Raw genomic sequence first — 12,234 nt, 5'->3', positions numbered from 1 at the left:
CGTATCTGTTTTACTTACACCCCACCCTATAGTGCTTACTTATTGGCGAATCAAACGGCTGGGCTTAGGCAGCAAGCTTATATCGCTAACGCGGCAAGGATTGATATCGATACCGCCGCGGCGTGTATACCAAGCGCGCACCATCAGCTCACTTGGCGCATAGCATCTGCTCAAATCAGCAAATATCTGCTCAACGCACTGCTCATGAAACCCATTATGCTGACGAAAACTCAATATATAACGCAGCATGTTGGCTTCATTAATGGGGTGTTCGCTCCTGATCGAAACGGCTAAAGTGCCCCAATCTGGCTGATTGGTCACAGGGCAGTTACTCCGCAGTAGATTGGAGTAGAACGCATAAGGCTGACTGCTCCCCCTTACTGCCCTCGTACTGCTCACTTCTGTGTCATGATGACGCAGCAACGACGCATCAGGGTGCTCAGTTAACGCGATTTTGTCAGTGCTGTCTGCCAACGCATCATCAATACAAACCCCCTCAGGCTGGGCAATTAACAGCCCGGATGCGTTGTCATTTAGATCCTCATTTAAGCCAAACAGCGCGACCTGCACGTCTGCTTGCAAACAGGCAGATAAGTCTTTAGTTATCAACGCTTGTACGTCGTCCCAGCTGGCAAACTCAGTAAAATTAATACTATTCAGATATAGCTTAAGTGACTTGGACTCTACGATAAATGGTGAGCTGGCAGGGATACTAAAGCGCGCGATAGCAACCTGCGAGACGCCTTGTGTATTAAGCCACGACATCTCAAAAGCCTGCCACCAATCAACACCCACCGTTAACTTATCTGTTTGCCAGCCAATAGCGTCACGTCCCATACTGCGTGCAATAGGATATAGCGTCTCTGGGCTATACGTGGTTGGATAGTCGGTGGTTTGCTCACCCAAGATGCCGTGAATACTCATTTACCTTCCTAATATTAAACCGTTAAAAATTTATTGTACTCTAACTTTTACGAATCAGTCCGATAGAGAGTACCTTGACCCAAACTTTACATGAGTCACACTACCTTTTGGCCCAAAACCTTACAAGCGTACGCGTGAGCCACTACTCAGTAAGCGATAGGCGATGGTATAAAATATCGCACAAAAGACAAAAATAGCGGCCATCGAATACCAAACATTGACATCCGAATAGCCTAGGATGCCGTAACGGAACGAGTTGACCATATAGACAATAGGGTTCAAAAGCGAAATATTTTGCCAAAATGGTGAGAGATTTTCCATCGAATAAAAAACACCACCAAGATAAGTCAATGGTGTGAGCACAAAGCTTGGAATGATAGAAATATCATCAAATGAGCGAGCAAATACGGCATTGATAAAACCGCCCAGTGAAAACAAAATAGAGGTGCCAAGTACAGTAAATACCGTCACGAATAAATGCTCGATACCAAGATCAGTAAAGAACAGCGCCACTATTGAGACAATGACACCAATGGCCAGTCCGCGAAAGATACCACCACTGATATAACCCATCAAGATCGCATGCTTAGAGACTGGTGATACCAAAAGCTCCTCGATGCTGGCTGTAAACTTGGCACTAAAAAAACTTGAAACCACGTTGGAGTAGCTGTTGGTAATGATAGACATCATAATCAAGCCAGGCACGATAAACTGCATATACGGTACACCGCCCATCTCACCCACACGTGAGCCAATCATCTTACCAAAGATGACAAAATACAGGCTCATTGTGATAACGGGCGGCAGCAAGGTCTGTGGCCAAATACGTAGGATTCGACGAATCTCTTTAAACCAAATAGTACGAAAAGCGATCCACTTCTTACTCCATGACATGGTTTTGCTAAGATCCGTTTTATTGCGATCTATCAGTTCCTGACTCATAACCCTGCCTCCTTCATACTGTCTGAACTTTGAATGTTTTTATCCACTAAACGCATAAACAGCTCTTCTAGTCGATTGGCTTTGTTCCGCATACTCGCCACACTGATGTCCTGCTCAGACAGCTGATCAAAGACACCGTTTAACGACTCACCTTCTGTCAAGGTGACTTCCAGCGTCTGATCATCTGGTTGTGCTATCCCCGTCACTCCTGTCAAAGCCAGCTGACGGGTGAGCGGTGTATTTAAGTCAAAAACAAATGTTTCAACGGATAACTGCGCCAATAAGTCTTTCATCTCTGTATTGATACGAATTTCACCATGATCCAAAATAGCAATGCGCTTACATAACTGCTCAGCTTCTTCAAGATAGTGAGTGGTCAGAATAATAGTGGTTTTTTCTTCAATATTAATCTGCTGCATAAACTCCCACATAGAGCGGCGCAGCTCGATATCAACCCCAGCGGTTGGCTCATCAAGAATCAACAGCTTGGGCTTGTGAATTAAAGCCCTAGCAATCATCAAACGGCGCTTCATACCACCTGATAACTCACGTGATTTGTTGTCACGTTTGTCCCATAGACCAAGCGCTGTCAGTAGCCGCTTCGCCCGTGGACGCGCTTCTTTGGCAGGAATACCAAAATAACCTGCTTGGGTGATCAAGATATCTTGTACTTTTTCAAACTGATTAAAATTAAATTCTTGCGGCACCACGCCCAGATACTGCTTGGCAATGGAAGGATTTTCTAGCAGGTCGGTGCCAAAAATCTTCACGCTGCCTGTGGTGGGCTTAAACAATGAGCTGATAATGCCAATCATCGTTGACTTACCGGCACCATTTGGCCCAAGTAGTGCAAAAAAACCCCCTTGGGGGACGGTCAAACTGACATCCTTGAGCGCCGAAAACCCATTGTCATAGGTTTTGGATAAGTTCTGGATCGAAAGTGCTGGTACCTCAGACATGAAGACCTCTTTATTTGTTATAAACTTGTATAAAAAATGGTTTTAGAATAATAGGCCGTGTTGAACATTCAACGACGACACTGACAAAAGCGCCGTGAAATATTTAACACACTCTACTATCTAGAAAAGATACTGTCATGAAATGAGGCTGTTGAAGATGAATTTCAACTGCAGCGGCTCGGAAGGCGTATATTAATAACAGTTAACATTAAAAAAGCGCCTATCTCATCAAATGAAATAGGCGCTGTACAGACAGACATCACAAATTTTATTAGCTTGCTCCATCAATCATGTAGTCCACCGCATTTTGGACTTCTTCATCAGGGATATCAGCACCACCTTTTGCAGGCATGGCGTTAAAACCATTGATAGCATGGGTATATAACGTGTCTTTACCCTTTGCTATACGTGGTCCCCAAGCGCCAGCATCGCCAAAAATAGGAGAGCCAAGTAAGCCTGCACCGTGACAAGTCTGACACACAGCATTGTACACAGCTTTACCATCACGAGGACCGTCACCTGCTGATGGGCCAGCGGCACGTGGTGTCACATCACAAACGTCATCATCTTCAAAGCACACCTCGGCAACAGGCTGAATACGTGCGATTAGATTGGGGTATAAAGCAATCAGTTTTTGCACTTGCGGTGTATCTTGCGGAATGGGCTCTTCTTCAGCAGCAGGCGCTGCAGCGGCCGTTTCTTCAACGGCTGCGCCGTCTACTTGTGCGGCTTCATCAGGAGAAACTTCGCTCTCTGTCGTCACTGCCGCAGCTTGGGTATCATTACCTAGCTTTTGAGGAACATTTTCTACCACTTCCTGCGCTTCTGCTACATCAGTAACAGTGACAGAAGGCCCTGCCACATCTTCAGCTTGGCTCACCGCGATACTAGCGATTCCTAGAATGGCAGCTGCCGATAACATAACTACTTTTCTCATTCGTCACGTTCTCTTATTACATGTACAAAGGCTGACACGGCTCGGACATTCTGTCTGTCCTCCTTTAATGACCTCTCGTCATCAATAGCAAACAGCCATCCCGCGTGTCAGCACACTTGTAATCGGTGATTATAAATATGAATTCTCCCTGTCATTATAAGGGAAAAGGCAGGTAAATTGCCATGCCTGTTTCATGACTATGCTGTTTTTTCTTAAAAAACATCAATCCTTGTCTTCATTTATTGGCTTTATGACTTTTATTTGTTAGACTAAGCGGTCTTTATTTTTCGACACCTAATACCGCTTATAACCTCGTTTAAGCGTTATGTTGTTTAATACAAGATGCCGTTGTTATGATGCGCTCGTAGCTCAGTTGGATAGAGTATCGGTTTCCGAAGCCGAGGGTCGTGGGTTCGATTCCCGCCGAGCGCACCAATCATCATACTTAGTCCTTCCTTAGCGTTACCAAAAACCTCTAAAACCCTTTATAACCATCATTTTATGTCTTTTGATATAACTTGTCATTACCTAGTAGCACCTATAGAATGTTGTACATATTGTTGTACACACACAACATTACTATTCTATGGCTCTCAGAGGTGTGGTGATGAATAAGCGCAAAAACTATCTACTAACTGATAATGGTGTAAAAGCAATAGCCAAACAGTCAGCACCTACTAAACGCACCAGACATAGTGACGGTGATAGCCTCTCCCTAATTCATGACCCCAAAGGCTCGCTTTATTGGGTAATGTCTTATCGCTACCAATCTGACAAAGATATTGAGCCAAAACAAAAAACTTATCATATAGGTACTTATAAGCCCTCTTCACAAGTAATAGACACCAATTTCAAGCCCGAAGTTTCTTTGAAACAAGCAAGGCTTGCGCGTGACAGTGCCAAAAAACTACTTAACGATGGTATCGATCCCAACGAGCATAAGAATAGACATAAAAATAGCTACGAACAGAAAGATTTATTTAAATTCATAGCTAAAAACTATATGTCAGAAAAATCAAAAACTACATCAAAGAATGTGCAAAAGCTGCAAGGGTTTCTAGATAATCATATTCTAAAGCACATAGGTGAATATCCTATTGGTGCAATCACAGCGCAAGATATTATCAAGACAGGACTTGCCATTCAAACTACTTTTGAACAGCAAGGCAAACATACCTCAGAAACCGCTCATAAATGTATGGGACTTATCAGCTCAATCTTTGATTATGCTATCAATACGCTAGGTCATGACATTGTTAACATTGCCAGCGGACGTAATAAAGCGTTACGACCTCACAAAGCTGAGCGTATGAAAGCTGTTGAGCAGCATCAATTCCCTGAACTACTTCGAAATATTGATAGCTATATAGAAAAGCATCCTAATGGGCATCAACAGACGGTTGCTGGCTTACAGCTAATGACGCTATGTTTTGTTAGGACTAAAGAATTGAGGTTTTTTGAGTGGTCAGAAATTGATTATCATAAAAGCGTTTGGCGTGTACCAGCTCATAAAATGAAAATGCGTCAAGATCACATTATTCCGCTGTCATCCCAAGCAATGGCAATTATTGAAAGCTTAAGGCCACTGACAGAAAGTACTGGCTATGTGTTCTATAACTTTGAGTCAAACAAGCCATATAGTGAAGCATGGTTCAATCAGGCGTTGAATAGAATGGGCTATAGTGGAGATCCCTACCCTAAAATGACAGGTCATGGATTTAGACAGCTTGCCAGCACTGGCTTATACGAACTACAATTTTCCGAAAGCATTATCGAAATACAATTAGCACACCTTGAGCAATCGAGCGTTAAAAAGCGTTATGATCTGTCAGCACACTTAGCCCAACGTCAAGTAATGATGAATAAATGGGCGAACCATTTAGATGACTTGCGAGCTGGCAAGGCGGTCAGCTTTGACTTACTGACCCCTAATGAACTCGCCAAAGAAATGGATAGCCGTAACGAGCAAGCCACTGATATAGCGCTGCATGATAAAGATATATTGATAAACAGCTTACGGGCACAAGGCGTATCTCAACAGGTATTAGCCAGACTTGCCGAGCAACTTTAACAACACCGATTTACTAATTATCGTCAGCATTAGGCTGGCAAGCTAATATTGATAGCGTTAATCGCTGTCATAATCGATTGCAAGGCTAGGATTAATTACCCGAACGACAGCTATTCACACCTTTATGCTGTCACTGCCTTGCACCTACTTTAATTTAAGGGTGTAAGGGTGTGAGTGTGCGGTCATTAAACGATAAAGTTATTTTGAGTAGTGAAAATCAATACATCAGCTTTAGAGATTTTTTGTTTCATTTATCAAGCAGTAATAACGAAACTATATATAGCATTATTAATTTTTTACTTTCTCAAAAAATAGAAAAATTGACAGTTATTCGTCTCAACAATCACTATTCGCAAACTAGAAAGCCGTACAATACTTTGCCAGTAGCAGTAAATAACTCTATTCCAGATACGCAATTTACTCGCTATTTAAAGGCTATTCAAGAAGTGCTGGTATTCCCTTGTGATATGTGGATATTCGAGGATATGAATGATTTTAATTTTTGCACACCGACAGCTGAAGACCAGCTAAAAAATATATTTAACCAGTACTCTAGCTCAGGCTTGATAGTATCGGAACTCATAGACTTTAAACCATTAGATGACTTATTGCATTTTGATAGCGAGAATATTAGTGAGGAAAGCCCAAGGGTAACCCTCCCAAACTTAAGACACCTAATAAATAGAATTAAGCTGCCTGATTGAGTTTCTGTATCGGTGTAAAACCGCCATTGCCCATGTTTGGGCGCTTATGATTATAATGGTATAACCAGTTTTCTGCTTGTGCGCGTACCTGCTCTAGATTATCAAACAGCTCCTGATTTAACCAATCATATCTCATGGTTCTGTTAAAGCGCTCTACATACGCATTTTGCTGTGGATTGCCAGGTTCAATATAGCTTAAGATGATACCTTGCTGTTCAACCCAGTCTTTGAGCGCATTGCTGATGTATTCAGGGCCGTTATCACATCTTATCTGAATCGGCTTACCTCGGTACTCAGTGAGCTGATTTAGACTGCGTATGACCCTCCCGGCCGGTAGTGAGAAGTCGACTTCAACGGTGAGTGCCTCACGGTTGTAATCATCAATCACGTTGAACAGTCTAAAGCCGCGGCCATCCGTTAAGCCGTCGTGCATAAAGTCCATGCTCCAGCTTTGGTTGAGCTTATCAGGTACTGCTAATGGTATTGGTTTAGCACGTTTAATGCGACGCTTGGGCTTGATTCTAAGGTTGAGTTCAAGCTCACAGTAGATGCGATACACTCGCTTATGGTTGTATCGCAGCCCCATCACGTTACGTAGGGTTAAGAAGCACAAGCCAAAGCCCCAGTTCTTATTCTGGGTAGTCAGCTCTATAAGCAAGTCCGCTATCTGCTTATTCTCATCCGTTGCTACTGACTTGTGATAATAGCAGGTGACGCTGATGTTAAAAATACGGCAAGCACGGCGTATGCTAATGCGACGCGCTTCAATATAGTGACAAGCTAGCTGCCTGCGCCTTTGGGGCGCTACCACTTTTTTGTCATGGCATCCTGTAGGATATCTGACTTAAGACATTCGTCAGCATACATCTTCTTTAAGCGGGCATTTTCAACTTCAAGCTCTTTAAGACGGCTGATAAGTGTGGCGTCCATACCACCATATTTAGATCGCCAGTTGTAGAAGGTGCTTTGGCTGATGTTATGCTCACGGCAGAGCTCGGTAATAGGGACGCCTTGTTCGGCTTGTTTTAGGATGTTGACGATTTGGTTGTCGCTAAAGCGTGTCTTTTTCATAGGATTCTCCTGCTGGTGTATTTTAGCAGTTAATCTCTATTTGTAAGTGTTCTTATTTATTGGGGGGATTACCGTTATTGATTCCCATAATCCATAATACTCATCACAGATAAAACAATGTTGCTCTTTGGTCTGCTTGTTGAGCTTATCCGTGTGCTCATAAATACTTTGAAAGAAAGCATATATGAACCAGATCATGCCTTCAGCAGTAGGAGGAAGTCCACCAAATTCATTTATATTTTCAGTTTTTATATATCTAACAAACGATTTCTGAAAATTAACTAATGCTTTGTCAGGCTCATCTTCTAGAGATTCTTCCATACCCAACAACCAATAGAACTCCTCAAGACTAATCCAGTTTCTCTTACTATCACGTTCGCTTTTTATATCTAAAAAGCTATACAGCTGACCATCCTCATCATCCGTTCTCCAATTAATCTCATTTCGAAGACCATAAAGGCTTTTCGGCATCTCCTTGGGTTTTGGGTTTTTACAGTCTTCTTCAGTTTTCTCGTTACTATAGAAGTAAAGGTCTGTTAGTAAAAAATGTATGAATGAACGTGAGGTACAAGTGAACGGACTGCCATTTTTGTTAGTTAGCTTATATTTTTTGGTCGTTGTGTCATATTTCCACTTATCTGGATTTAGTTTATGCATAAACAACCAGCCCAAACTAATCGGCTTAATATCTTTTGAATAAAAAGCTGCATGAACTAGAGCATCAAGATTAGCGATAAAACTAAGCACTATAAATGAATAGAAACTCCCTACTGGCATGCTTGTATTAAGCACCTCATCTTCATAGTTAAAAGTCTTAAATAAGTAAGTCTTAAAATTTGTAATAAGCTTACTATTAAATTTCTGACTCAAGCAGTCATCTACAATTCTAGCATGCTCAAGTAAGTGAGTTGATTTTTCAGCACCGAACGTACGTACCAATGACTCATAAGGATGGCTAGATAGCCCCCCTTCCTCTAAGTTTATATCTTCTGGTTTAATGCTTCCTTTTTCCTGCGTCGTAGCTATATTATCAAATATATCTGCAATCTGTATTTTCTGCTTTCTAGGTATTTTAGACAGCCCTTTTGTCAGCTTTCTCATTAAACCTTTGCCTTCAGGCATACCTTTCTTCAAAAGAAGCAAGGACGGGAACATACTGATGTTATAACGCAACTTCTCATCTTCAGTATCACAAAGGTTAATATTCTTATCTGTCATGCCATGTACCCTTTATTCTCTGTATCACCTATCCTGAAACCTCAGCACCCAGCTTCGTATCAAGCATCAATCGAATAAACTGCTTAAACTGATTCGGGTTCGACAGTAGATGCATAGTCATATCTTCAAACGTACCTTTGGCATCAAACATAGCGTCCTCGGCAGCATTTGGATAACCACCCAGCATAATCTGATCGACACTGTTATTGGTGAACTGTTTGACCACGATCTCGTTTTCAGTGACTTTATCCCAAATGGTATTCATAAAGTTCACTTTGTCCTTATCGGTAAAATCTTCACCAGCAAAAACCTCGTTTAATCTATCAATAATCTGAGACAGTAGTGCTTCTTGTTTATTCTTGGGTGTTGCCGTGCCCGCTCCACTGCCACCATCTAATTGATACTCAGATTTTCCCTCTTGTAGTTTTAAGTCTTGCTGGTGCAGCTTTGAGACACGGTAATGGCTCATGACGATGTTACTTAGATCAACGTTTTCTTCATTATCCACGCTTTCACGTAATAGCGGCTGTAGGTTACGCGCGTATAGGCTCAGCTTCTCTAACTCTTTGTCGTCATAATCCACGATTTGCGACATAAACTCATACTGGCGGGTGAGTGTACCTAAATCCTTTTTAAAGATTTCCAGCACATCTTGATCGGTCTTAAAGTCTTTGTAGTCATTCTCGGCATTGGTCATTAGCACCACATCGCCTGTCGCTTTGGTGCGCTCTAGCATCACTTTGGCATGCTGTGCTTGCTCACGTGCCAGCTTATAGCGTTTTTGCCAACGCTCAACTGCTGGCTTGCAGATATTACTGATAGCGGCATTAGACTTGTTCTTACTATAGAAGGCCTCAACGAATTGCTCGACCTCATTCCATAAGAAAATGCCACTGGCACGCAGCTTTTCATAGAGGTCAAACACCTGATCAGGGTCAGACACATCCCCTAAGGTTGCGGTCTCATAGTATGGCTGGAAGGCTTCAAGAATATCTTGTGGATCATTAAAGAAGTCGAGTACAAACGTGCCGCTCTCTGCCTTGCCCTTATAAGTACGGTTCAGCCGTGAGAGTGTCTGTACGCAGTCCACGCCCGTCAGTTTCTTATCCACGTACATGGCGCACAGTTTGGGCTGATCAAAGCCTGTCTGGAACTTATTAGCCACCAGCATCACTTGATAGTCGTCACTATCAAAGGCTTTACGTAGATCGCGGCCTTTTAACCCAATATTCATATTGTGCTCGGTGAACTTCTCGCCAAGTAATGCGCCGCTATCAGGGTCATTATCAGTAAAGGTGACTTCACCTGAGAACGCGACCATGGCATTGATGTTTCTATAACCATAATCAGCAATATAGTTATCAAAGGCGATCTTATAGCGTACCGCTTCTTTACGTGAGCCTGTCACTACCATCGCTTTGGCTTGGCCACCCAGTAAGCCTTTAATATTGTCATTAAAGTGCTCAATGATGATTTTTACTTTCTGCGCTATATTGTGCTCATGGAGGCGCACCCAGTTATTGAGCTTAATCTTGGCGCGGCGGGCATCGACTTCATCATCAGCGGCAGCCAGCTTTTGCTTAAGCTGATAGACCACTTTATAGTTGGTGTAGTTCTTGAGTACATCTAGGATAAAGCCTTCTTCAATGGCTTGGCGCATTGAGTAGACATGGTAAGCGGCTGGCAGGTTATCTTTAGAGGCTGGCAAGTCAGGATTAGGCAGGCGGCCAAATAGCTCAATGGTTTTTGGCTTAGGCGTGGCAGTAAAGGCATAGTAGCTTAGATTCGGACTGCTACGACGTGCGGCTAACGTGGCATCCAATATGTCTTCGCTAGATAGCAGTGCATCATTCTCGGTAGTATTGCTCTCTATATCACCTGAGACCAACACTTCTTTGAGCTGGCGTGCGGTAGAGCCTGTTTGTGATGAATGGGCTTCATCGGCGATGATGGCATAGCGGCGTGACTTGAGCACACTTGAGTCTTCAATCGCTTTGAGTACAAACGGGAAAGTTTGAATGGTCACGATAATAATCGGCTGTGAGTTTACCAATGCGCTGGCAAGCTGTTCAGACTTTGAGCCATCACTCTCTTTTCTATTGATCTTACCAACCACACCATCAGCATGCTCAAACTGATAGATAGTGTCCTGCAACTGATCATCAAGCACAGTACGGTCAGTGATGACAATGACAGAGTGAAACTGCTTATCGCCTTGATCATTATATAAGGTGGAGAGCTGATGCGCCGTCCATGCGATAGAGTTAGATTTACCCGATCCAGCACTGTGCTGAATCAAATACTTTTGACCAGCACCTTCAGTAATAGCGGCATTGACCAGCTTGGTCACCACATCCCACTGATGATAGCGCGGGAACATCATGGTTTCTTTTTTGGACTTGCGCCCAATCGCGTCTTCCTCTTCGTCAATCTGCAAGTGCATAAAGTGGCCGAGGATGGCCAGCAAGTTCTCTGGTGTGAGTACTTCATTCCATAGATAATCGGTAGCATAGTGGCTGATATCGTCAGGGATATCATTACCCGCGCCGCCTTCCGCTGTGCCTTTGTTAAACGGCAAGAAGTACGTGCTGTCCCCTGCCAGCCTTGTGGTCATATAGACTTCATACTGACTGACAGCGAAGTGAACCAATGCGCCACGCTTAAACGTCAGCAGCGGCTCAGGCTTCTTGGTATCAGGGTCTTTTGGTAGGCGTGTGCGCTTATACTGAGTAATAGCATTTTGTACCGCTTGCTTAAACTCAGACTTTAGCTCCATCGTTGTGACGGGCAAACCATTGACGAACAGCACCACATCGATACGGTTACGCTTAGCGACTTTACCGTCAGTACTGTCTCTGACGCTGGTGTGAGGGCTATAGACTACCTCAGGAACCACACGGCAGATATTGGCCTCATAGCGTGCCATCGTCTCAGGGTTAAGGCTGTGCTCAGGCTTAAACTGACATAAGTCAAAACGTGCGTTACGAATCTTTAGGCCATGACGTAATACGCCCAATGTGCCATAGGTGCGTGAGGCTCTATCGGTAGAGTGTTCATCAGCCTTATTGAGCTGCTTCACCAATGCGGTGATAAAGTGACGCTCTGAGTCGATAGGAAAGGTACGGCAAAACTTCTCCCACTCCTTTGGCTGGGTTGTCTGCACAAAGTCGAGCACGTCTTGCTCATAGAGCGCGGTCTCAGCCTGATAGTCGCTGGCATGACCTACTTGCCAGCCTTGCGCTTGCATTTGAGTGACAATATCAGTTTGGAAGGCAGATTCGTAGGTGACGTTACGGGTATTGCTCATGTTAATTCCGTTTAATTTTACTATTAACCAATTTTTTATAATTCAAAAGCTATATGCTTACTCAGATAATATATAACAGCCTCTTGAAAACTTTTGATTCA

The 12,234-nt window shown here is 43.2% G+C and carries 9 protein-coding genes and 1 tRNA gene; 3 read left to right on the top strand and 7 right to left on the bottom strand.

Features of this window, described 5'->3' with window-relative positions; translation table 11 throughout:
- Positions 1-39: 39 nt before the first annotated feature.
- The 4 genes from queF to DVY93_RS03685 form a co-directional block, all read right to left on the bottom strand.
- Complete coding sequence (gene queF, locus DVY93_RS03700) at positions 40-924, bottom strand: NADPH-dependent 7-cyano-7-deazaguanine reductase QueF (protein ID WP_230709183.1); 885 nt, start codon at positions 922-924, stop codon at positions 40-42.
- Between the two features lie 120 nt (positions 925-1,044).
- Positions 1,045-1,818 (bottom strand): ABC transporter permease, encoded by a 774-nt coding sequence (locus DVY93_RS03695; protein ID WP_193006081.1) that lies wholly within the window; start codon positions 1,816-1,818, stop codon positions 1,045-1,047.
- Positions 1,819-1,862: 44 nt separating this feature from the next.
- Positions 1,863-2,825: an ABC transporter ATP-binding protein gene (locus DVY93_RS03690; protein ID WP_230709181.1), complete on the bottom strand. Its 963-nt coding sequence runs from the start codon at positions 2,823-2,825 to the stop codon at positions 1,863-1,865.
- Between the two features lie 271 nt (positions 2,826-3,096).
- Positions 3,097-3,747 carry a c-type cytochrome gene (locus DVY93_RS03685; protein WP_230709179.1) on the bottom strand — a complete coding sequence of 217 codons (651 nt, stop codon included), beginning with the start codon at positions 3,745-3,747 and terminating at the stop codon, positions 3,097-3,099.
- Positions 3,748-4,120: 373 nt separating this feature from the next.
- On the opposite strand from DVY93_RS03685, the gene DVY93_RS03680 reads away from it, so the two are divergent.
- From DVY93_RS03680 to DVY93_RS03670, 3 genes are all read left to right on the top strand, one after another.
- Positions 4,121-4,197: transfer RNA gene (locus tag DVY93_RS03680), tRNA-Arg, on the top strand.
- A 172-nt stretch (positions 4,198-4,369) separates the two neighbouring features.
- A complete protein-coding gene (locus DVY93_RS03675; protein ID WP_201580117.1) occupies positions 4,370-5,833 on the top strand; it encodes a tyrosine-type recombinase/integrase in 1,464 nt (487 codons plus the stop codon).
- A gap of 176 nt (positions 5,834-6,009) precedes the next feature.
- Entirely contained in the window at positions 6,010-6,537 is a 528-nt protein-coding gene (locus DVY93_RS03670; RefSeq protein WP_230709177.1) for a hypothetical protein, read from the top strand.
- Here DVY93_RS03670 and DVY93_RS03665 read toward each other — a convergent pair.
- From DVY93_RS03665 to DVY93_RS03655, 3 genes are all read right to left on the bottom strand, one after another.
- Positions 6,521-7,608, bottom strand: a protein-coding gene (locus DVY93_RS03665) for an IS3 family transposase (protein ID WP_230709176.1) whose coding sequence is annotated in 2 segments (ribosomal slippage) — positions 6,521-7,356 and positions 7,356-7,608 — 1,089 coding nt in all. Because the reading frame shifts where the segments join, the coding sequence is not laid out codon by codon here. The two genes, DVY93_RS03670 and DVY93_RS03665, sit on opposite strands and share 17 nt — an antisense overlap.
- Before the next feature lie 36 nt (positions 7,609-7,644).
- The gene (locus DVY93_RS03660) at positions 7,645-8,826 is read right to left on the bottom strand and encodes a hypothetical protein (RefSeq protein ID WP_230709172.1); all 1,182 of its coding nucleotides are present in this window, start codon (positions 8,824-8,826) and stop codon (positions 7,645-7,647) included.
- A gap of 28 nt (positions 8,827-8,854) precedes the next feature.
- Complete coding sequence (locus tag DVY93_RS03655; protein ID WP_230709170.1) at positions 8,855-12,133, bottom strand: type I restriction endonuclease subunit R; 3,279 nt, start codon at positions 12,131-12,133, stop codon at positions 8,855-8,857.
- Positions 12,134-12,234: the final 101 nt, after the last annotated feature.

Source organism: Psychrobacter sp. CCUG 69069, assembly GCF_021023115.1.
In the GTDB taxonomy this organism is placed as follows: Bacteria; Pseudomonadota; Gammaproteobacteria; order Pseudomonadales; family Moraxellaceae; genus Psychrobacter; species Psychrobacter namhaensis.
The sequence above is the reverse complement of the archived record's forward strand: the minus strand, read 5'-3'. Positions and strand labels throughout refer to the sequence as shown.